The following is a 22,725-nucleotide window of genomic DNA, read 5'->3' on the forward strand; positions in this document are numbered from 1 at the left end:
GCTTTACCAGTTAGCAACAGTAGCCATAAATATCTGATCAGTGATTTCTTTTACCATCTGTGCTATCAATTCATCCTGCACTGCAGTAAGCAACTGGTTTGAATCATATGTACGGAAAGCAGAAAACTGCTGACCATTACCTTCGAAGTCGTTATTATGATTAACATTATCCGTAAACCGCACATTCACAGTAATGGTAAGTTTCGTTTTAGAAGCATAACCATCGGCAGCAACAGCTTCGTTGTACTGGTTATATCCGGTGATTTCTCCTTCTATTTCCAGGTCAGCATTTGCATTTACCAGCTTCAAACGGGTCTGACGAATAAATATATCCTTAAGTTCCTCATTGAAACGAGTACCCAACGGAGCATATACATAATCCGATTTAATCGGGAAATCGGTTATTGAGATCGTTTTATATTTCGAGTAGTCAAGCGAACCGGCCCCGGTAAAGCTATAAGAAACTGCGCAACTCACCATCACCACCATCGACACACCCGCTAAAAATATACCGGCAATTTTCTTACTCCAATCCATATTCCTTTATTTTTCGGTAAAGCGTACGCTCCGAGATATTCAAATCTTTAGCAGCGGCTCTTCGCTTCCCTTTATTTTTTTCCAATGCTCTTTGTATTGTTTCCTTTTCTACCTCATCCAAAGAAAGAGGTTCTTCTATATACTCTTCAGTGTCCTGAATATCATCGTCTTCCACACTACTGTTGTGTACCGGCTCCACACGCTGTATGCTAATCGTAGAAACGGGCTGTGGAGCAGGAGCTACTACTGTGGTGGTCGCTGTTCCCTTTTCCGACATTAAGTCATGTACCATGGTTTGCAGTTCGTTCACCTCTTTCTTCATATCGAACAGGAGTTTATAAAGGAACTCGCGCTCATTTTCAAACCCTTTCTGATCATGACCACCCCATAAAGCCGGTAACTGGGCTGCTGGTTGGGGGGGAAGGTAGGTCTTTAAAATATCAGCAGTAATCTCCCGATTGGTTTCAATGATGGAAATCTGCTCTGTGATATTCTTTAGCTGGCGTACATTTCCCGGCCAGTAATAACCAATCAATACCTGCTTCGCATCCTCTGTCAGTTGGATGGCAGGCATTCTGTATTTCTCTGCAAAATCCGATGCAAATTTACGGAACAACAATACCACATCCGTACCACGCTCACGTAAAGCCGGCACCTGAATAGGTATCGTATTCAACCTGTAATACAAATCTTCTCTAAAGCGTCCGCTGGCAATGGCTTCGCTTAGGTTCACATTGGTAGCAGCTACGATACGCACATCAGTCTTTTCAACTTTAGACGAACCTACCTTTATGAATTCCCCGCTTTCCAAAACACGCAATAAACGCGCCTGGGTAGGTAAAGGCAACTCCCCTACCTCATCCAGGAATATCGTACCGCCATTGGCTTCGCCAAAGTAGCCTTTTCGTTCTCCGATTGCTCCGGTAAAGGCACCTTTCTCATGCCCGAATAGTTCAGAATCAATGGTTCCTTCAGGAATAGCCCCACAGTTCACCGCAATATATTGTCCATGTTTACGGCGACTGTATTGGTGAATAATCTGTGGAAAACTCTCTTTTCCCACCCCACTCTCTCCGGTAATCAGTACCGAGAGATCCGTAGGAGCAACCTGAATGGCTATATCAATGGCACGCGCTAGCGTCTCCGTATTACCTATTATACCAAATCTGAGTTTTACTTGTTGTATCTCTTTACTTGTCATTTATACGTCGTCATCTACTGTATCCAGTTTCAACTTATCACTATCATCGCGTTTCTCATAATACTGTTTACGCAAAGGATTGGCATGTGCAGTATCATCACGCCGACGGTTACGGAACACATCCATAGCTACATAAATAGCCTGGCGGAAAGAATCTTCGGATGCAAGCCCTTTCCCCGCGATATCATAAGCCGTGCCATGAGCGGGAGAAGTACGGATAACAGGCAATCCGGCAGTATAATTCACGCCATCTTCCATAGCCAGGGTTTTGAATGGAACAAGTCCCTGATCATGGTACATAGCCAATATTCCATCGAAATTAGCAAAATTGCCCGATCCCATAAAGCCATCGGCAGGATAGGGGCCATAGCACAGTATGCCTTTTGCTGACATATCCTTCAAAGCCGGAATAATAATTTCCTGCTCCTCGGTACCGATCAATCCTTCATCTCCTGCATGTGGATTTAATGATAATACAGCAATCCGGGGACTGCCGATGCCAAAGTCGCGCTTCAAAGAGCGGTTGAATATCTCAAGTTTTTCCTGGATCAATTCTTTAGTAATAGTAGGAGCTACTTTATGAATCGGAATATGCCCGGTTACTAAAGCCACACGGAAATCGTCTTTCATTAATATCATTAACGATTTATTTCCTCCTCCTATTCTTTCTTCGATATACTCGGTATGTCCCGGGAAAGAGAACGTTTCCGACTGGATGGTATGTTTATTGATCGGCGCAGTAACCAATACATCAATCAAACCTTCCCGATAGTCGGCCAAGGCTCTTTCCAATGCATCCAATGCCGCCTTTCCCGCTTCAGTATCGGGCTTGGAGAACTCTACTTTTACTTCATCGTTTGTACAGTTCAGTACGCTAAGCTTATTGTAGGCCGCTTCCGACGCAGTGTTTATAATACTAAAATTCGTAGGCAAATCCAGTGACTTGCGATGATATGCAGCAACCTTGGGAGAGCCATAAATGATAGGAGTACAAAGCTCCAACATAGCCGGCTCGGCAAATGTTTTCAGAATGACTTCATAACCTACTCCGTTAATATCTCCCTGGGTAATACCAATTCTTATTTTATCTTCCATATTTTAATAGTTGAAAGTTGAAAGTTGAAAGTGGAAAGTTGAAAGTGGACTATAACTGCATAGCCAACTTTCAACTTTCAATTTTCAACTTTCAACTGATTTTGTACCTGCTGGCTTGGGAACTTCAATGTATATAATGACGCTTCCATCAAGCGTACCAGATTTCTTTTCAATTTATCGGGTGAATAAACAAATATCTCGACGGTAACAACGCGGTTGTTGGCTTTATCCAGGCGGGTATGCGAAACAAAAGGTCCTCCCATGAAGTCACCTTTCATACGCCATAAGCCTCTGGCTTCAAGGGCATATTCACCTTGTACATTAATAGCCTTCGTTTCTACCGTCGTAGTATCGGTCGACATGTACATTCCTTCTTTTGCTCCGGGAATATTTGCTTTCATTACCGAGTCGCGTTTATGCATATAGAAATCACGTGTGAACGTACGGTTATCGGTATAAGGATAAGAATAAATAACGAAGTTCATATCCGAAGTCGCTGCATTGGTAGATGCCCATAGGAAGTCCTCCCCTGTCTTTGTGCTAGTCAAATCGCCAAGCACCCATACTTCACAATCGAACATACTGGCAACTTTAGTTGAGATATAGTCGCTATGCGTTTTTTCCAACAGTCTGATCTGGCGATTCATTTCTGCACGGGTGAAGAAATCAACAATTACTTCTCTGTTTTCTTCTACAAAAGTCTCCATCTCTTTTTCATTAGGCGCCTGAATGGTCAATACCGTTTGCGGTTCTGCATATACATCGGTGGCATAATTGAATTTAGCCTGGGTGTATATATCTTGTATATCCACAATGACGATATTACGTATCAACTTCAACGTCATATCAAAATTGCTTGGAGCTGTGTACATGATTTTAAAGGAACGCTCCGCCTGAGGCAACCCCGGTACATCCATTTCCAGAGCCGAATACAAGGCTCTTCCTGCCGGACGCTCCCATAGTCCAAGGTCCACTACCACTATTATTTCGTAAGGACGACCACTCGATGTATTCATAAAAGGGCTCTTACTACTGCCTTTACCTTTACCACAAGAGGAAAATGTTGCTAAAGCCAAGATAGCCAAACCTAGGTATAATAAACTTCTTTTCATAACAGATAGAGTTTTATGTTTTTCACAAATCTACGTAATCCTCGTAAAATATCTTCAATCAAGCTTACAAATTATGTTAATCTATACTTGTTTCCTGCTGTTTAGCAGTCGACAGCATGCCACAGGCTGCAAAAATATCCTCACCGCGCGAAGCTCTTATCGTTGTAAATAGGCCATGTGATGTCAGATAATCGCGGAAAGCCAGCATTGTCTCCATATCCGCACCTTCCAGGTCTACACCCGGTATAGCATGAAAACGAATGAGATTGATGCGGCAATCCAAGCCACGCAAAAGTTTCACGAGTTCCTTTGCATATACCTGCGAATCATTCACGCCTTTGAACATGATATACTCAAACGAAAGGCGGCGCTGCTTACTAAAATCGTAATTACGCAATAGTTCTACGATATCTTTCGCTGCAAAAGCACGTTCGGCGGGCATGAGGTCGGCACGAAGAGACGATAAAGGAGAATGCAGACTTACAGCCAGATGGCAGTCGCTTTCTTCTATAAATCGTTGCAATCCTTTACGCAGGCCAATGGTAGAAAGGGTGATTCGCTTAGGACTCCATCCGTAGCCATAAGAGGCGGTCAGGATTTCCAGTACCTTTAATACTTCGTCCAGGTTATCGAGCGGCTCACCCATTCCCATTAAAACGATATTGGTTAGTTTGTCCCGTTCGGGCAAAGCATGGATCTGATTCAAGATTTCATTGGCGGTAAGATTAGCCGAGAATCCCTGCTTCCCAGTCATACAGAATTTGCAGTTCATCTTACAACCCACTTGTGAGGAGATGCAGAGGGTTGCACGGTCATCATCAGGAATATATACTGCTTCCACAAAATAATCTCCGGCCACGCGGTACAGATATTTTATGGTTCCGTCGACAGAACACATAGCCTCGACAGGAGCCGAAACACCAACTTCATACTCTTTTTTCAGGAGTTCGCGATGTTTCAATGAGAGGTTTGTCATTTCGTCAATGGAAGAAACTTTCTTGTCGTACAACCAGGAAGTGATTTGCTTGGCTGTAAAGCCGGGCATATCCAGATTCTTCACAATTGACTGTAACTCCGAAAGGGTCATTCCGGAAAGGGGAAATTTAGACATATGTATATATAACCAATAATTACAATGCAAAGGTAGTAAGATTTAATTTAGAATTAAGAATTAAGAATTAAGAATTCATGCGATGAGATAACGTAAAATCAATTTGTGAGTATTATATTTGCATGTACCTACAGAATTATTAATTCTAAATTCTTAATTATAAATTAAAAAAACTATGTTCAATTCATTTGGCAATATATTCAGGCTCACCAGTTTCGGCGAATCGCACGGAAAAGGAATCGGTGGTGTTATTGATGGTTTTCCTTCGGGAATAGTTATCGACATAGAATATGTTCAGCAGGAGTTAGACCGCAGGCGACCGGGACAATCGGCCATTACGACTAATCGTAAAGAGGGCGACCGGGTAGAATTCCTCTCAGGGATCTTTGAGGGAAAATCAACGGGAGCGCCTATTGGCTTTATCGTCCGGAATATGAATCAGCTTTCTAACGATTACAATAATATGAAGGAGATTTACCGTCCTTCGCATGCCGACTTTACTTACCAGACCAAATACGGCATCCGCGACCACCGGGGAGGTGGGCGTTCTTCTGCCCGCGAAACCATTTCGCGTGTGGTAGGTGGGGCTTTAGCTAAAATCGCACTGAAGCAGCTTGGTATTCAAATCTTTGCTTACACTTCGCAGGTTGGGCCTATTAAACTTGAAGGTAATTATACGGATTACGATTTGAGTAAGATCGAGGACAATGTGGTACGCTCTCCGGATCAGGAGAAGGCTAAAGAAATGGAAGAGTACATTGCCCAGATCAAAAAGGATGGCGATACCATAGGTGGTGTAATCACTTGTGTTGTTAAAGGATGCCCTATCGGAATAGGTCAGCCTGTGTTCGGAAAGCTGCATGCTGCACTGGGTGGTGCTATGCTTAGCATTAATGCCGCCAAAGCATTCGAGTATGGCGATGGTTTCAAGGGATTAAAGCAAAAGGGTTCTGAACAGAACGATATCTTTTATAATAATAAAGGCAGCATTGAAACGCGAACCAATCATTCGGGCGGAATTCAAGGTGGAATCAGCAACGGGCAGGATATTTATTTCCGGGTAGCCTTCAAGCCTGTACCTACTATACTGATGGAGCAGCACACTGTAAATGCTGATGGTACGGATACGACTTTAAAAGCCCGCGGACGACATGACCCTTGTGTACTGCCCCGTGCCGTACCTATCGTTGAAGCCATGGCTGCCATGACCTTGCTTGACTTTTATTTAATAGATAGAACAACCCAGTTATAAGCTGCAAGGTGCCGCAGCCAGGTTTCATTTTGTAGTTAAATTATAAATCAAAATATTATGAACAAGATTCAACAATACATTGCAGAAAATGAAGCGGCTATGATGAACGATTTGTTCAGCCTTATCCGCATACCGAGTATTAGTGCATTGCCTGAGCATAAGAGTGACATGACCCTCTGTGCCGAAAGATGGAAGGAGCTTTTGCTGCAAGCAGGAGCCGACGAAGTTGAGATTATGCCATCTGCCGGAAATCCGATTGTCTTTGGAAAAAAGATCGTAGACCCTTCTGCCAAAACTGTATTGGTGTATGCTCATTATGATGTGATGCCTGCCGAGCCATTGGAACTATGGAAGAGCCAACCTTTCGAACCGGAGATTCGTGACGGTCATATCTGGGCTCGTGGAGCAGATGACGATAAGGGACAGGCTTTTATACAGGTAAAAGCATTCGAATATCTGGTGCGACACAACCTACTAAAGAATAACGTAAAATTCATTTTTGAAGGTGAAGAAGAAATCGGTTCTCCCAGCCTGGAAGCATTCTGCGAGGAACACAAAGAACTGCTGAAAGCAGATGTTATTCTGGTAAGCGATACCAGCATGTTGGGTGCCGACCTTCCTTCACTTACCACCGGACTTCGCGGATTGGCTTACTGGGAAATAGAAGTTACAGGTCCTAACCGCGACCTGCACTCCGGACATTTTGGTGGTGCCGTAGCCAACCCGATCAATGTACTTTGCGGAATGATTGACAAAGTAGTTGATGGCGATGGATGCATTACTATATCTGGATTCTATGATGATGTAGAGGAAGTGTCCAAAGCGGAACGCGATATGATAGCTAACATACCTTTCGACGAAGAAAAGTACAAGAAAGCGATTGGTGTTAAAGCGCTTTTCGGAGAAAAAGGATATTCTACACTGGAGCGTAATAGCTGCCGTCCGTCATTTGATGTATGTGGTATCTGGGGTGGCTATACCGGAGAGGGCTCAAAAACCGTACTCCCTTCGAAAGCCTATGCTAAAGTATCCTGCCGTTTGGTGCCTCATCAGGATCATCATACCATCTCCAACATGTTTGCCGATTATATTGTTTCCATAGCTCCGGAAACCGTACAAGTCAAAGTAACTCCTATGCATGGCGGCGAGGGTTATGTTTGTCCAATCACACTACCAGCTTACAAAGCCGCCGAAAAAGGGTTTGAAATCGCTTTCGGTAAGAAACCGCTAGCAGTACGCCGGGGAGGTAGTATTCCGATTATCTCTACTTTTGAAAAAGTACTTGGCATAAAGACCGTACTTATGGGATTCGGACTGGAATCTGATGCAATACATTCGCCTAATGAGAATTTCAATCTGGATATTTTCCGCAAGGGGATTGAAGCGGTTGTGGAATTCCATCAGGCATATTAATTAGCAAATAACTCACTGTAGGGGCGATTCGCGAATCGCCCAATGCACAGCATGTACAGTAAGCCATTTTCGGGCGGTTCGCGAACCGCCCCTACGGTTAATCATTTACATCAAAACGGTATGAAGCAGATGAGAGATGTCGAGTGAATAGCCCGCAGGGCTTATATGTGAATAACCGCGGGTTACGCTTCGCTCACCCGCGGTTATTCACATGTCACCCCATTCGGTGTGATGGCTTAAATGAAGAGTTGGCGAGAGTGGCAAGTAACACTCTATTCACGCTCTTTCAATATTTTCCCCAACCGGCTTTTTGCCTTCCAGTTCAGCACATCCAGCAAACTTATATACATATTTCCATGATAGAAAATGTTATTCACATATTGAACATCCAAGTCCGACCTTACATAATGGGAGTTTTCTTTCCCGGAAAACTCTTGTAACATATTCAGTTGTTCTTCCGAGGAGTTAGTGGCGTATGCAATCATATCCCAGTTCCCTTTTTTCATCATTTGCTGTATTTGAATCTCCAGATTAAAGATAAATTTCTTGATATCTATCCACTCTTCTTCTGTACGCGTAATCCCCCGGTTCAGATGATAGCAAACAGCATTTATCTGATTGAGGATTTCTATACCATACTCGTCTTTGTGCTTTTCGGAAAAAGCCATAGCATCATATAAAAAACGTACTTCATCAGCTTCTTTCTCATCCGGTGAAGTGACAACCGCATATTTATATACCTGTTGATCAATAGCTTTTACTTTAGCTTCCAGTGATTCCATATACACCCGATGTTCATCAACCGGCATTTTCTTCACATCATATTCCTTACCCTGATAATACACATGCTCCACTTCGATTTCCTTCGCAACAATAGCCTCCATGGTCACCATATCGCCCGATGCTATTACATGCTCTTTGATCAACTCAAAGTTTTCAGGAGTAAAAGGATTATCGACGGCAGTAGAAACAAACGAAGTAACTTCGGGCATGAACACATGTCTATTCAAAAACACATAATATGGACGGGGAATTGAGTTTTCTTCATAATACGATTCACTGCGCAACTTTAGTTCATCATTTGTCAATACATGCCCAACTTCGACATCCTGTTGTTGGAATTGCAACTGGAATGAATCCGATACCTCCCTGATCATTTCTTCTGGAAGCAGAACCCATGACGACCGTAAATCCGTCTCTCTCTTCACCTCACCCGATGCAAAAGCTATCCTGTCGTCCATCGAAGGATGAGTATCCCACACGTTTTCTATTTTCACCCGCGATTCAGGATATCCGTAGCTAACTCCCGATGTCATAAGCAATTCATGCCCGAAACGAATATCCTCCCTTTCGGCCAACAATTTCGTCATCACATCATATAATTGAAATACATTATCAGGCTTCTCTCCTTTGGCAGCCAATTCGGCTATCATTCCGTTCGTAAAGTTACTGGAATAAGACAAATAATCTATTTTGCGCAAAGCCGATGAAAACACCTTCTTACCGATGTACCGGCAGGCAATAGCATCAGCATCATACTCCATGCTACGCGATAATTTCATGTAGGCCCGGTTTACAAACCCATACATTCCATGTAACTGCCGTTTCACCCAATTTGTAAATCCCCTGGTCAGTGCGCCAAAAAGAGCCAATATATTTATATCAACACGGCACCAGCCTTCTACAAATCTATCCCATTTATCTTCTGTATAGGCCAGATTGTAGATCACCGTATTTGCTACATAAACGCCGCTTCCCACCTTCATACTATTCTGCGAGAAATGGCCAAACTCATGTGCCAGAATACTTTTCAGTTCATCTACATTCATACAAGTAAACAGCCCTAAACCTATCTCCAGATTTTTCTTCACCGGGAAAATAATACTCCAGAAGCTTGTATTATAGAACACACAAGCATTTACATGAGGCGAAAGAAAAACCTTCTTAGGCATCGGGCATGCTGTGGATTCTGCTACTTCACGAATAGCCTGAAACAATGCCGGACATTCACTCTCCTTTATCTGACGACGCCCGGGATTCTCGTTTTTGGTACCGGAAAACAGAAATTTAATCAGATATAATCCGAACATAAATGCAAAGCCCAGTATGCCTACAATCACAAGAGCCAATATTACTCCCAACTGACTAATGCCCAGAGCCAAGATAACCGCCCCTCCATATATAGCCCCGAGTACAGAGAGGTAAATCAGTGCCACTCCTAATGCAATTAGCAGGATATACACCAATACAAACAGAATAATTCGAAAAATCACGCCTCTTGCCTGGCGTTTAATAGTAGTAGTCGTTGAGTCCATAGAGCGAAATATTTAAATGCTTATTATGAATCTGCGTCGGGGAAGGAAGCTCTGTATGTACATCCGTTCCTCCACTCCGAACACCCGTATGCTGTTTTTCCTTTAATAATCGTTCCTTTCCCACACAGCGGACAGGGAGTACCCACCAGTTTATCCTCTTGATTGGCCTCCGGTGCGATTCCCGGTTTCGGAGCCGCTGCCTCCTTCTTTGGCTTTGGTGCTGTAGCCTTTTTTTTCTGGCCATCGCGCCTCGCGACTTTTTTCTTTGCCAGTTCTTCCAATTCCTGTGCAGTGTTCTGCTGTATGGTGATCCGGCGATTGGAATTGTCTGACAGTACACTGTTTACCACTTCTGAAACCATCTGCTTCAGCTCTTCCAGAAACTGCCCGGCATTATAAGTTTTCTTCTCTATCTCACGTAGTTTCTTCTCCCAGATACCGGTCAGTTCTGCGGATTTCAGGAGTTCTTCGCGTATTAGCCCAATCAGTTCAACGCCTGTTGGAGTAGCTATCAGGTTCTTTCGCTCTTTACGGATATAGTTGCGTTTGAATAAGGTTTCAATAATTGCAGCACGGGTAGACGGGCGACCGATACCGTTTTCTTTCAATGCATCACGCAACTCGTCATTATCGACCAACTTGCCGGCAGTTTCCATGGCACGTAATAGAGTCGCTTCCGTATAAACTTTAGGTGGTTGCGTCCATTTTTCGTTCAAGTCCGGAATGTGTGGCCCACTTTCTCCTTTTACAAAAGTAGGAAGCACCCGTTCTTCGTCGCCCTCTTTCTCTTCCTTTTCTTCTACCTGTTCTTTGGCAAACACAACTCGCCACCCCGGTTCAAGGATTTGTTTACCGGTTACTTTAAATTCAATCCTATCCACCTCGCCCAAAACCGTAGTGGTAGAAATTTTACAATCCGGATAGAATGCAGCGATAAATCTACGGGCAACCAGGTCGAACACCCTGCGCTCCATATCCGTCAGGTTCTGCGGATGAACTCCGGTAGGAATGATGGCATGGTGATCGGTTACTTTCGAGTTGTCGAATACCTTCTTTGATTTAGGTAGTTTAGCACCTTCAAGTGGAGCAGTCAGCGCCTCATAATCCTTTATTCCTTTCAGTATGGCCGGACATTTAGGATACATATCATCACTCAGGTAAGTGGTATCTACACGGGGGTAAGTGGTCACTTTCTTTTCATATAGAGACTGGATTAGTTTCAGTGTTTCATCGGCTGAATAACCGAATTTCTTATTGCACTCTACCTGTAGTGAAGTCAGGTCGAACAAGCGAGGGGCATACTCTACCCCTTTCTTTGCCGAAACATCCGTCACGGTAAAGTCCGATTGTCGCACTGTATCCAGAAATTCCATTCCTTCCTCCTTTGAGGTAAACCGTCCTTTTGTGGCAGAGAACGTCGTTTCTCTATAAATTGTCTTTAATTCCCAATAAGGTTCGGGCTTAAAGTTCTCGATTTCCAATTGTCGATTCACGATAAGTGCCAGTGTGGGTGTTTGTACCCGCCCGATAGAGAGCACTTGCTTATTTTGCCCATACTTCACTGTATAAAGCCGAGTGGCATTCATACCCAGCAACCAGTCGCCTATGGCCCGCGAAAGACCGGCTTCATATAGAGGTTGAAAATCCGATTGGTCTTTCAGTTTGGCAAAACCTTCCTTTATGGCCTCCTCAGTCAATGAAGATATCCAAAGACGTTTCACCGGACAAGTCGCTCCGGCTTTCTGCATTACCCAACGTTGTATAAGCTCCCCCTCCTGGCCGGCATCACCACAATTTATGATCTCAGTGGCTTGTTTCATCAAGCCTTCAATAATGTGGAACTGCTTTTCATACGTGGGATTCTCAATCAACTTAATTCCAAAGCGTGGGGGAATCATGGGCAGACTACTCAAGCTCCACCATTTCCAACCCGGAGTATATTCATGAGGTTCTTTCAGGGTACACAGATGTCCGAATGTCCAGGTCACCTGATACCCGTTTCCTTCATAATATCCTTCTTTTCTGGTTCTGGCGCCAAGTATATCGGCTATATCGCGTGCCACAGAGGGCTTTTCGGCTATACAAACTATCATTCTTTATTTCTTAATGAAACACAAAGGTAGTATTTTCTCAGAAAAAAACTCCCCTTAACCTCGCTTGGTTTAGGGGAGTCATATAAACAACTTTAGCGACAATCGTGATTCACATCATGGACGCCTCACGCTAACACGACTCTGTCCATGCTGACTTGGACAGTGAAGTTTCTTTTATAACCCAACGGTTATATATATCTTATTTCAATCATATCTTCATAAAAGCGACCGTAGCATCCCAGAGTATTCTTTAACATACAGGGGAATATATGCCTTTTGCAAGGTTCCGGTTAACAACCGGATAGATCCTGAAACGTACGGTCGCCGTTATAATGCCAATTGCGACGCTCGGCATTTATTTCCTCCGGCCGCTGCCGAAAGAAATCTCTTAATATCATCAACTTATTTGTAATACTCTCAAACCTACACAAGAAGTCACAACCGGAAGCAACAGAGTGCCGGCCGAAACTGAATTAATATGCAGAAGATTCCTTCTCATTTACCTCCTGGTGAATAAGTAGTGGAATTATCCCATAAAATACGTGGCTGAAAAGAAGATACCGGAAAGGTATGATCAATAGACGTAATAAAACCATCCCATATATAAGGCATGGTAATGATAATCTGAGTAATCTCAGTTAGCATATGGGTCTCTACTACAAGTTGTCGTTTGCTTTAGTTCATGTCCCTCATCTAGGGAATGAGAGACATTTTCGAGCACAAACATAAGTATTTAGATTCAAATACGCAAATTTATGGCTAAATAGTAGAAAAAACACTCATTATCAAGATAGGATAAATATCATTACAATAAATGAAAGCTGTTTTATCCGTTTGTAGAGTATATGCAAATCTTTGTAGAAAGTAAATGCAAATATTCTACTTGCTTTCGTTTTATAAATTTAATTTATATTACAAAAAAACTTTTGTTCTATTTTGTCAGATAGGTAGTATTTCTTTTGGGAGTGATCTTCCTTGTTATTCAAGAACATACAGAGGCGTTATGAGGATTGTTTACATGTTTTTTTCATTATAAATGGAGACTATGCGGAGAGTAAAGCTTCTTTTTATTTTTCCTCATATGCATAGAATATCCGCGAGTGCGTTCACTCCCTTCTGATTGGAGTTCAAACGCTAATTTTGATATTAATTCGGATATATTCATAATCATACCTTAGTTTTGAATGAATAAATATGTTCAAAGCTAAGAAAGAACATGCAATAATTCCAAAAGTTTTAATATATCAAAACTTAAAATAAATGAATGGTTGTACACTATCTGTTTGATATTGAAGCACTAATTGGATTACAACTGTAAACATCAATACTTTTACCCACCAAGGCAGACGAATAAAAATGTCTTTTATCCGCTCGTATGCACGATTATTAATGGTGTGCCATAGAAATATCAGACCAATAAATAAACACCAGGTTGAGCGTGCTTTCAGGAAAGGAATAGCATACGCTATATCAAAGTCCGTTCCGATACGCGTAAGCAGTGCAATGCCTTGCTCCATACTGGACGAACGGAAGAATACCCACAGAATCGAAACAAAAATAAAGGTCAGCAACCATGAGCAGAAACGTACCAGGAAATTATCCGGCAACTTGTCCAGCCAGGGTTTATTCATTTTCTGAATAATGAGTCCCAAGCCATGTCCGGCTCCCCAGATCACAAACATCCACGATGCCCCGTGCCATAAACCGGCAATGAGCATAGTCAGCATATTATTCAGGTATGACCGCCAGGCACTGCAACGATTTCCGCCAAGCGGTATATAAATATAATCGCGCATCCAGGTAGAAAGGGAGATATGCCACCTCCGCCAGAAATCGCTCAGGTTACGCGCCTGATAAGGGAAGTTGAAATTCTCGCCCAGGTTGAATCCCATAATGGACGCCATACCAATACTCATATCACTATACCCCGAAAAGTCGCAATATATCTGTGCGGCATAACCTAATACTGCCATTGCTCCTTCAAAGCCGGAATATTGTAAAGGAGCATCAAACACCCAACTATTATATTCGGCAATATAGTCGGCGAGTATTGCTTTCTTCATGACACCAAGTATCACAAGCCACAGTCCGCCGTAGATCATGGCTTTGGTTATCCGCTTACCTTCTTGTATTTGTGGGAAAAAGTTTCCGGCACGCATGATAGGCCCCGCCAGGATAAGCGGAAAGAAAGACAGGTAAAAGATATACTGTAAGAAAGATTTCGTTGGCTCTACCTTACCACGGTATACATCGACCACATAGCTGATGGATTGGAATGTATAAAACGATATACCCACGGGAAGGAATAAATCCAGCAACCGGAAGTTTTCGGAAAACAGATTGTTCCAGGTATCTATCAGGAAATTTGAATATTTCAGATATACCAGTATGCCCACGCTCAGGCAGATAGACAGCGTGAGATACAGTTTCTTTTGTTTTTTCTCTGTTGACTGAGCAATACGTTGTGCCAACATCCAGTCGGTTATTGCTGTAAAGAGCAGCAATAGGCAAGCCATGCCGTTGCACAGGTAATAGAAGAAAAGGCTGAATGCTGTTACGTACAGCATCATCTGCACTTTTCGTTGTTGTACTACAGCATATAATAGGATAAATGCAATGAACATTACCCAGAACGTACCCGATGAAAAGAGTAGTGGCTCACCAACGTTGTGTGCCAACAGCGATTTTAACCCGCTCCATATGTCGTTCATTGTATAGTTCATTTGAGAAGATTTATTTCAGAGGAGATAAAATTACAGTCCGTCCTTTCTGTTCGGTACTTTGTGGCGGAACCATCCGGATTCGATAAGCGGCACTATCGGCTACCCATACGGCCACGCTATCCATCCATTGGTTGGAAGATTCCTGAACGGGGTGTGCACCATCCTCTTTCCTTTTATAAGTTAATCGTTTGGAAGGATAATAGCGGCCTGCACCTGCGTTTTTCTTTATCAGTTCATTAATGCCTGTATCTTGTTTCCAGTTCGGCGGGCCAATCCATATAAAGGGGCGGTCGCCGATCTTAGAAATAATGGTTTGGATGGCTTCATCACGTTTATCAAGATCGCGGACAGAGAGTTCGTTCCCCCCCAAACAAAGCATTATATATGTAGGATCAAACTGACGGATGTAATGGCTCAATGTATCATATTGCGCCCATATTTTAGTGGATGAGCTGTACCAGATCACATTCAGCAGTTCATGCCCATTCTCAGCAGCATAGTTCCGCATACGCTTGCTTAATCCTTCGACCATCGAATCGCCAAGTAACAAGATGCGTTGTGCAGTTGTATCTACAACAGCGGTATCGCTTACGGATAATAAAGTGGAATCAATCAGTGAAATATCAGGTTCGTCGGCTTTCGGCTTGAAGTGTGAAGCGATTTTGGCCTGTTGCAGTGTAAAATCTCCCAAGGTAAATTCTCCTACAAAGGAATAAGCCGTTATGGCGATAAGTGGAATTAAAAATATACCCACCAATTTTATATAGAGCCTATCCGGAGTTTTCTCTTGCATTTGTCCTTAGAGTATTAGATTTATTGGAAATGACAAAAATAGAACAATCCTTGTATTTTCACAAGTGATATAGAACATTTTAAATAAAAAGAGCCTGTCCCAAAGGTTAAAGATTTACTGTAGGGGCGATTCGCGAATCGCCCGATAGCACGCAGAGAATGACTCCCTGGGACTTGGGCGGTTCGCGAACCGCTCCTACAGTAAAAGGATAACTCTTTTCAGACAGACTTCTTTTTTATTATTAACCTGGCAGCGGCACCTTGCCGCCACCCTGCTTTCCGCAGGGAAACCTGGGTGCAGCGCCTCGCTGCTAGTCGTCGAGAAGGATTTCGAGGATTTGGCAGGCTGCTTTGGCTACCGGGGTACCAGGGCCAAAGATAGCTGCTACACCAGCTTTGTACAGGAAGTCATAGTCTTGAGCAGGGATTACACCACCGGCGATGACTACGATATCTTCACGTCCAAGTTTCTTCAACTCGTCGATAATCTGTGGCACAAGCGTTTTATGACCGGCAGCAAGTGAAGAAACACCTACCACGTTTACGTCATTCTCTACGGCCTGACGGGCTGCTTCGGCAGGCGTCTGGAACAATGGTCCCATATCTACGTCGAATCCACAGTCGGCATAACCTGTGGCAACAACTTTTGCACCGCGGTCATGACCATCCTGTCCCATTTTAGCTACCATGATACGAGGTTGACGGCCCTCTTTCTTCGCAAACTTCTCTGCCAATTCTGTAGCACGTTTGAAGTCCGCATCATTTTTACTTTCTGCTGAATACACGCCTGAAATTGTTCTGATTACTGCTTTATAACGTCCAACGATCTTTTCGCATGCGTAAGAGATTTCGCCCAATGTAGCACGTACGCGAGCGGCTTCTACTGCAAGTTCCAACAAGTTGCCTTCTTTGGTTTCCACGCATTTGGTGATAGCTTCCAAGGCAGCCTGTACTTTAGCCTCATCGCGACCTTCTTTGAGTTCTTTCAGGCGTTCGATTTGTTCTTTACGAACAGCCGTATTGTCAATTTCAAGAATATCAATCGGATCTTCTTTTTCCAGACGGTATTTGTTCACGCCTACGATAGTCTGAGAGCCAGAGTCGATACGTGCCTGTGTACGGGCAGCAGCCTCTTCGATACGCATTTTAGGAACACCGGTTTCGATAGCTTTCGCCATACCACCCAGTTTTTCAACTTCCTGAATAAGTTCCCAGGCTCTGTCGGCAATCTCTTTCGTCAAAGACTCTACATAGTAAGAACCACCCCATGGGTCAACGTTCTTAGTGATATAGGTTTCCTCCTGAATATAAATCTGTGTATTACGGGCAATACGTGCCGAGAAATCGGTAGGAAGTGCGATAGCTTCATCCAACGCGTTGGTATGGAGCGACTGAGTGTGTCCCAGTGCAGCAGCCATTGCTTCGATACAAGTGCGGCCTACATTATTAAATGGGTCTTGCTCGGTAAGCGACCAACCAGATGTTTGCGAGTGTGTACGCAATGCCAGTGATTTCGGGTTCTTCGGGTTGAATTGCTTCACGATCTTAGCCCATAACAGACGGGCAGCACGCATCTTAGCAATCTCCATAAAGTGGTTCATACCGATGGCCCAGAAGAATGACAAACGAGGGGCGAAAGCGTCGATGTCGATTCCGGCAGCAGTACCTGCACGAAGATATTCCAATCCGTCGGCCAATGTATAAGCCAGCTCAATATCTGCCGTAGCACCAGCTTCTTGCATATGGTAGCCTGAGATAGAGATGGAGTTAAACTTAGGCATCTTTTGAGAGGTATACTCGAAAATATCAGAGATGATCTTCATCGAGAATGCTGGCGGATAAATGTATGTATTACGCACCATGAATTCTTTAAGGATATCATTCTGGATAGTACCGGAAAGTTCTTCCAGTTGTGCGCCTTGTTCCAGACCGGCGTTGATATAGAATGCCAATACAGGAAGTACGGCACCGTTCATGGTCATAGACACTGACATTTTATTCAATGGAATACCATCAAACAACACTTTCATGTTTTCGAGCGAGCAGATGGATACACCGGCTTTACCTACGTCGCCAACTACACGTTCGTGGTCGGGGTCATAGCCACGGTGCGTAGCCAAGTCGAACGCAACCGAAAGTCCTTTCTGACCGGAAGCCAGGTTACGGCGGTAGAATGCATTTGATTCTTCGGCAGTAGAGAATCCGGCATACTGACGGATGGTCCATGGGCGAAGGGTGTACATCACGGAATATGGTCCGCGAAGAAAAGGAGGAATACCGGCTGCATAGTTCAGATGCTCCATGCCTTCGAGGTCTTCTTTGGTATAAATCGGTTTCACAGCAATATGTTCCGGGGTTTCCCAGCCTGCTGTGACATTATTTGCCTTTTGCCATTCAGCACCGTTTACAGGCTGAAGTCCGGCGAATATATCTAAATTATTAAAATTTGGTTTCATTGTTTTTTTATTTAGTTGAAAGTTGAAAATTGAAAGTTGAAAGTTGCGATGCCGCATGGTAACTTTCAATTTTCAACTTTCAATTTTCAACTCAATAATTGTGCATTGTAAGCTTTCAATGTATCCAACACATTAGAGCGAACGTTGACGAAGTTCTCAATACCGGCAGCTTTCAGTTCATCGGCATTTGCAGGCATACCGGCTACTACGAAGATAGCGCGGCCGGCCAAAGCCTTGAATGCGGGAATAGCATATTCGGCATACTCATCGTCGCTCGAGCAAAGCACTACGATGTCTGCTTTTGCAGCCATTGCGGCTTCAACTCCGGCTTCAACGGTTGGGAATCCCAGATTATCAATCACTTCATATCCGGCACATGCGAAGAAGTTACAAGAGAATTGAGCACGAGCCTGACGCATGGCCAGGTTACCGATGGTCAGCATAAATGCTTTAGGACGCTTGCCCGACGCCTCTGTTTCCAGACGTAAGGCTTCGAACTGGCTGGCTTCACGGTCAAAGTTTAATGTTTCCACATCCTTTTCACATTTATCGTGATCGCCACCACAGCAACAGGCCTTTTCAACTGGTCTTTTATCGCCTGCCAATTCTGTAAAGTTAGGGTATTGGTTGGTACCCAGCAGAATCTCGCGGCGTTGAGCCACAGCCTTATGACGGTTTTTACCGGTTTCGTTGATATCTTGTTGTACGCTTCCGGCTTTCAATGCAGCATAGAAACCACCTGCTTCTTGTACTTTAAGGAAGATTTCCCAGGCTTGTTGAGCGATGGAAACAGTCAGGTTTTCGATATAATATGATCCGGCAGCGGGGTCAACCACTTTGTCGAAATGAGATTCTTCTTTCAACAGCAGTTGTTGGTTGCGTGCCATACGTTCCGAGAATTCATCGGGAGTTTGATAGGCTTTATCGAATGGAGTAACCGTCATTGAGTTTACACCAGCCAAAGCCGCGCTCATTGCTTCGGTTTGGGTACGAAGCAGGTTTACGTGTGCATCGAACAAAGTCAGGTTGTAAGAAGAGGTTTCGGCATGGATGTGCATGCGTCCTGCGCAACGGCACTCTCCGTTTGGTCCTCTGTTTTCGCAGTCGGAAAGGCTTTCGGGTTTGTACATGGAAACGATATTGGCCCATAGCATACGTGCGGCGCGGAATTTCGCGATTTCCATGAAGTAGTTAGAGCTGATACCGAAGTTGAATTTCAGTCTTTTAGCAATGAATCCGGCAGGTATACCTGCATCGGTGAGTTGCTCCATATATTCATTTCCCCAAGCCAATGCGTAGCCAAGTTCTTGCGAGATATATGCTCCGGCATTGTTCAAGGTTAATGCGTTTACATTTAACACACGGTATAAAGGAAGGGGTTGGATGGCTTCAAGCAATGCTTTGGCAGTTTGCACCATATCACCTTTTTCCTTACCCTTGGTCAGCATTTTGTTGAAATAGTCGAAGTTTATTGAACCGCGTAGTTCTTTGAAGTCGTAGTCTTTCTTATTGAAATATTCCACCAATAATTCGGCCAACTTCACTACATGACCCTGACAGGTTGAGAAGTTCAATTCAATAGCTCCTGCATGAACGTCGTTCAACAACGTTTCAATAAACTCGGGGCTAAGTTCTTTTGCTTTCACGTGGAAAGAAAGAGAATCGACTCCTTTATTCAGAATATCCAATGCTTTAGCGTTTGCTGTTTTAGCATCTTCCACCCGAATTTCCTGGCGAATCATCCAGTTATTATTCTTTCTTGTGCCTCTCAGGTAAGGATATTCTCCGGGAAGCGCGTTGGTCGTAGCCAGGCTTTCGATGTCTTCCATGCGGTAGAAAGGTTTTACCTTAAATCCTTCGTTTGTTTTCCAAACGAGTTTCTTCTCATAGTCAGCCCCTTTGAGGTCGGCCACTACTTTCTCCATCCACTTTTCGGTCGAAACGGAAGGAAAATCCGAGAAGAGTTTTTCTTTACTGTCTGCCATAGTTTATTTAAAATTAAAATCAGTTTATATAATGATTTTTTTCTTTAATTCTTTCTATATGTTATACGTAAACCCTGCAAATATACAGAATTACTTAAAACCAATATCCTTTTTTAGGGATTTTTCGCACGACGGGTTATCTTATTGATAACACATAATCCATATATGCGTCGGTCATCCTTATCATGCATCACGAACCTATTTACTAAAATGGATTTATACAGATTTTATACTGTTTTATTTTTCCAGATTAATATCCCCTGGAATTTTGATGCGACAAAAATAAATTTTTGATTCGACGAAAATATTTTTTTGATGCATCAAAAATTATTTTTTATCGCATCAAAAAAAACAGATGAGTAAGAAGTGGCGCCATACGCCCTCCAGGGGCGTTTTTTCAAGTTTTCATGCCTTTTTTCTTCATCCTATTAATTAGAAAGAAAACACGCACTAATATGTCAAATAAAAGCACTGCAATTTCCGTGTGACAGACGAAAGGAATAACACATTCGCCTTAAACCGGACATAGTTCTGAAAAGAATAAAATATTAAGAATGAAACAGATTTAACTTCCTTTTGACAAACTGTTCAATGAATAACACAGTTTCTTCAATGCCCAATACGGAAGAGTCAATACACAAATGATAAGTAGATGCGGCTCCCCAGGTTTTATAGCTATAGTAGTTATAATATTCGGAACGTTTTTTATCCGTCTTAGCAATCAGTTCTTCGGCTTGTTCTTTGGTTAAATCGCCCGATGCAGACAAACGTTTTATCCGTTCTTCCAGAGAGGCCGTCACAAATACATTGACGCAACGGGGGTTCTCACGCAAAATATAATCGGCACAACGGCCAACGAACAAACACGATTTTTCTGCTGCCAGCTTACGGATCACGTCGCTTTGGATTTTGAACAACGCATCGTTGCTCAAATAATTCGTATAAGGCAAGGAGCTATCTGTAAACAATGAAAAGCGGGCACCAAACAATCCGCCAATGATGGTTTGCGAGGGTTTCTCATCGGCTTTCTCAAAAAGCTCCTCACTAAGTCCGCTCTCTTTGGAAGCCAGATTGATTAATTCTTTATCATAAAAAGAAATTCCCAGGCGTACGGCCAGTTTCTCTCCGATCTCCCTACCGCCGCTCCCCAACTGACGGCCAATATTGATCACATATTTATCGTTCATTATCCTTATTTGTTTGTTTCAGTAACCAAATATAATTAATTAAGTTGAAAGTTACGATGCGGCATGGTAACTTTCAACTTTCAACTTTCAATTTTCAACTTAAAAACGCGGAACTGACGCCATAACATGATAGCCGCTGTAATAGTCGCCACCAAATCGGCAATGGGCATGCTCATCCATACGCCCGTTGCACCCAATATATCCGGAAGAATCAACAAACAAGGAATCAGAAACAACACCTGACGGGTAAGCGAAAGGAATATCGCCTTCTTTGCCATTCCGATACTTTGAAAGAAATTGGAAGTAACCATCTGAAAACCAACAAAAGGAAAGAACATAACAACAATCCGCAGCCCTCTCGAAGCCAGATCAATCATTTCTGCATCCGAGGTAAATATGGATACCGCCAACCGGGGAATCAGCATCCCCATCAGAAAGCCAACCGTAGTAATTCCCGTGGCGATATAAATCGTAAGTTTCAACACCTGCGTAACACGAGGATACAGCTGGGCACCGAAATTATATCCGGCAATGGGTTGCATACCCTGGTTAAGCCCCATCACAATCATCAGGAACAGGAATACCAAACGGTTAACAATTCCATAAGCCCCGATAGCCAAGTCGCCACCATGCTCCTTTAGCCCCTGATTAATAAGAAGAACCACCACCGTAGCCGCCAGATTCATCATAAAAGGCGACATACCTATAGATAAGGAAGCCGTCACGATACTCTTCTTCAACCGGAATATTCCTTTATGGAAATGAATCAGCTCATTCTTATTCATAAACAACCGGATCAGCCACAACAAAGCCAAAACCTGCGCCACCACCGTAGCAATAGCCGCACCGCGGATTCCCCAATCAAACCAATAAATAAAGATCGGATCAAGCGCCGTATTAATTACAACCGTTGCAATAGTTGCCACCATAGCCTGCCGGGGATGACCGGCAGAACGCAGTACGCTATTTAAACCCAAATATAGATGCGTTACGACATTCCCTATTAATATAATCTTAATATAATCGCGGGCATAACCAATTGTATCTTCACTGGCACCAAAGTAATAAAGTATCGGATCAAGAAAAAGCAATGTAACCACAGAGAATACAATCCCAATCACCACATTGAGTATGACCACATTCCCCAGTACACGCTTCGCCGTATCATAATCCTTCTGTCCCAGCTTTACCGAAACCAACGTAGCCGCCCCTACTCCTACCAGTGAGCCGAAAGCCGCAGCTAAATTCATCAAAGGAAATGTTAATGCTAGTCCTGAAATAGCCAATGTGCCCACTCCATGCCCGATAAAAATACTATCGACCATATTATAAAGAGAGGAGGCTGTCATTGCGATAATAGCCGGAATGGCGTATTGCATTAAGAGTTTACCAATCTTTTCTGTACCCAACGCCGTGGGTATTTTCTGTCCTGACATACCTATTTTTATTAAAA

Annotated in this window: 15 protein-coding genes; 2 read left to right on the top strand and 13 right to left on the bottom strand. The window is 43.3% G+C overall.

The window, feature by feature from the left end; all coding sequences use genetic code 11:
* Nucleotides 1-3: 3 nt before the first annotated feature.
* From D0T87_RS03860 to rlmN, 5 genes are all read right to left on the bottom strand, one after another.
* Complete coding sequence (locus D0T87_RS03860) at nucleotides 4-537, bottom strand: LptE family protein (protein WP_163172956.1); 534 nt, start codon at nucleotides 535-537, stop codon at nucleotides 4-6.
* The gene (locus tag D0T87_RS03865) at nucleotides 524-1,738 is read right to left on the bottom strand and encodes a sigma-54-dependent Fis family transcriptional regulator (protein ID WP_163172957.1); all 1,215 of its coding nucleotides are present in this window, start codon (nucleotides 1,736-1,738) and stop codon (nucleotides 524-526) included. The genes D0T87_RS03860 and D0T87_RS03865 overlap by 14 nt, the downstream gene beginning before the upstream one ends.
* A complete protein-coding gene (gene pdxA, locus D0T87_RS03870; RefSeq protein WP_163172958.1) occupies nucleotides 1,739-2,833 on the bottom strand; it encodes a 4-hydroxythreonine-4-phosphate dehydrogenase PdxA in 1,095 nt (364 codons plus the stop codon).
* Nucleotides 2,834-2,910: 77 nt separating this feature from the next.
* Nucleotides 2,911-3,945 carry a DUF4837 family protein gene (locus D0T87_RS03875; RefSeq protein WP_163172959.1) on the bottom strand — a complete coding sequence of 345 codons (1,035 nt, stop codon included), beginning with the start codon at nucleotides 3,943-3,945 and terminating at the stop codon, nucleotides 2,911-2,913.
* 76 nt (nucleotides 3,946-4,021) lie between these two features.
* A complete protein-coding gene (gene rlmN / locus D0T87_RS03880; RefSeq protein WP_163172961.1) occupies nucleotides 4,022-5,056 on the bottom strand; it encodes a 23S rRNA (adenine(2503)-C(2))-methyltransferase RlmN in 1,035 nt (344 codons plus the stop codon).
* Nucleotides 5,057-5,231: 175 nt separating this feature from the next.
* Between rlmN and aroC the strand changes: the two genes are divergently transcribed.
* Both aroC and D0T87_RS03890 read left to right on the top strand, forming a co-directional pair.
* Complete coding sequence (gene aroC, locus D0T87_RS03885) at nucleotides 5,232-6,308, top strand: chorismate synthase (protein ID WP_163172963.1); 1,077 nt, start codon at nucleotides 5,232-5,234, stop codon at nucleotides 6,306-6,308.
* A 57-nt stretch (nucleotides 6,309-6,365) separates the two neighbouring features.
* Entirely contained in the window at nucleotides 6,366-7,721 is a 1,356-nt protein-coding gene (locus tag D0T87_RS03890) for a dipeptidase (RefSeq protein ID WP_163172965.1), read from the top strand.
* 272 nt (nucleotides 7,722-7,993) lie between these two features.
* Here the strand turns inward: D0T87_RS03890 and D0T87_RS03895 are convergent, their stop codons facing one another.
* The 8 genes from D0T87_RS03895 to D0T87_RS03930 form a co-directional block, all read right to left on the bottom strand.
* Entirely contained in the window at nucleotides 7,994-10,036 is a 2,043-nt protein-coding gene (locus D0T87_RS03895) for a M48 family metallopeptidase (RefSeq protein ID WP_163172967.1), read from the bottom strand.
* A gap of 23 nt (nucleotides 10,037-10,059) precedes the next feature.
* Nucleotides 10,060-12,129 carry a DNA topoisomerase 3 gene (locus D0T87_RS03900; protein WP_163172969.1) on the bottom strand — a complete coding sequence of 690 codons (2,070 nt, stop codon included), beginning with the start codon at nucleotides 12,127-12,129 and terminating at the stop codon, nucleotides 10,060-10,062.
* A gap of 1,244 nt (nucleotides 12,130-13,373) precedes the next feature.
* On the bottom strand, nucleotides 13,374-14,840 hold the full coding sequence (locus D0T87_RS03905; RefSeq protein ID WP_203558604.1) for an MBOAT family protein: 1,467 nt from the start codon (nucleotides 14,838-14,840) through the stop codon (nucleotides 13,374-13,376).
* Between the two features lie 22 nt (nucleotides 14,841-14,862).
* Entirely contained in the window at nucleotides 14,863-15,645 is a 783-nt protein-coding gene (locus D0T87_RS03910) for an SGNH/GDSL hydrolase family protein (RefSeq protein WP_163172973.1), read from the bottom strand.
* A gap of 310 nt (nucleotides 15,646-15,955) precedes the next feature.
* Nucleotides 15,956-18,100 carry a methylmalonyl-CoA mutase gene (gene scpA, locus D0T87_RS03915; RefSeq protein WP_163172975.1) on the bottom strand — a complete coding sequence of 715 codons (2,145 nt, stop codon included), beginning with the start codon at nucleotides 18,098-18,100 and terminating at the stop codon, nucleotides 15,956-15,958.
* A gap of 86 nt (nucleotides 18,101-18,186) precedes the next feature.
* On the bottom strand, nucleotides 18,187-20,085 hold the full coding sequence (gene mutA, locus D0T87_RS03920; RefSeq protein WP_163172977.1) for a methylmalonyl-CoA mutase small subunit: 1,899 nt from the start codon (nucleotides 20,083-20,085) through the stop codon (nucleotides 18,187-18,189).
* Between the two features lie 548 nt (nucleotides 20,086-20,633).
* The gene (locus D0T87_RS03925; protein ID WP_163172979.1) at nucleotides 20,634-21,272 is read right to left on the bottom strand and encodes an AAA family ATPase; all 639 of its coding nucleotides are present in this window, start codon (nucleotides 21,270-21,272) and stop codon (nucleotides 20,634-20,636) included.
* Between the two features lie 80 nt (nucleotides 21,273-21,352).
* Nucleotides 21,353-22,708, bottom strand: coding sequence for an MATE family efflux transporter (locus D0T87_RS03930; protein ID WP_163172981.1), 1,356 nt, complete (start codon nucleotides 22,706-22,708; stop codon nucleotides 21,353-21,355).
* Nucleotides 22,709-22,725: the final 17 nt, after the last annotated feature.

Origin of the sequence: Bacteroides sp. 51 (assembly GCF_010500965.1) — a bacterium.
Classification (GTDB): Bacteria; Bacteroidota; Bacteroidia; order Bacteroidales; family Bacteroidaceae; genus Bacteroides.

Excerpts from the sequence above, each read along its gene's own strand:
- D0T87_RS03865 (WP_163172957.1), bottom strand. The coding sequence starts at position 1,738 with ATGACAAGTAAAGAGATACAACAAGTAAAACTCAGATTTGGTATAATA.
- D0T87_RS03930 (WP_163172981.1), bottom strand. The coding sequence starts at position 22,708 with ATGTCAGGACAGAAAATACCCACGGCGTTGGGTACAGAAAAGATTGGT.
- D0T87_RS03875 (WP_163172959.1), bottom strand. The coding sequence starts at position 3,945 with ATGAAAAGAAGTTTATTATACCTAGGTTTGGCTATCTTGGCTTTAGCA.
- rlmN (WP_163172961.1), bottom strand. The coding sequence starts at position 5,056 with ATGTCTAAATTTCCCCTTTCCGGAATGACCCTTTCGGAGTTACAGTCA.
- scpA (WP_163172975.1), bottom strand. The coding sequence starts at position 18,100 with ATGAAACCAAATTTTAATAATTTAGATATATTCGCCGGACTTCAGCCT.
- D0T87_RS03890 (WP_163172965.1), top strand. The coding sequence starts at position 6,366 with ATGAACAAGATTCAACAATACATTGCAGAAAATGAAGCGGCTATGATG.
- D0T87_RS03925 (WP_163172979.1), bottom strand. The coding sequence starts at position 21,272 with ATGAACGATAAATATGTGATCAATATTGGCCGTCAGTTGGGGAGCGGC.
- D0T87_RS03860 (WP_163172956.1), bottom strand. The coding sequence starts at position 537 with ATGGATTGGAGTAAGAAAATTGCCGGTATATTTTTAGCGGGTGTGTCG.
- pdxA (WP_163172958.1), bottom strand. The coding sequence starts at position 2,833 with ATGGAAGATAAAATAAGAATTGGTATTACCCAGGGAGATATTAACGGA.
- mutA (WP_163172977.1), bottom strand. The coding sequence starts at position 20,085 with ATGGCAGACAGTAAAGAAAAACTCTTCTCGGATTTTCCTTCCGTTTCG.
- D0T87_RS03900 (WP_163172969.1), bottom strand. The coding sequence starts at position 12,129 with ATGATAGTTTGTATAGCCGAAAAGCCCTCTGTGGCACGCGATATAGCC.
- aroC (WP_163172963.1), top strand. The coding sequence starts at position 5,232 with ATGTTCAATTCATTTGGCAATATATTCAGGCTCACCAGTTTCGGCGAA.
- D0T87_RS03910 (WP_163172973.1), bottom strand. The coding sequence starts at position 15,645 with ATGCAAGAGAAAACTCCGGATAGGCTCTATATAAAATTGGTGGGTATA.
- D0T87_RS03895 (WP_163172967.1), bottom strand. The coding sequence starts at position 10,036 with ATGGACTCAACGACTACTACTATTAAACGCCAGGCAAGAGGCGTGATT.
- D0T87_RS03905 (WP_203558604.1), bottom strand. The coding sequence starts at position 14,840 with ATGAACGACATATGGAGCGGGTTAAAATCGCTGTTGGCACACAACGTT.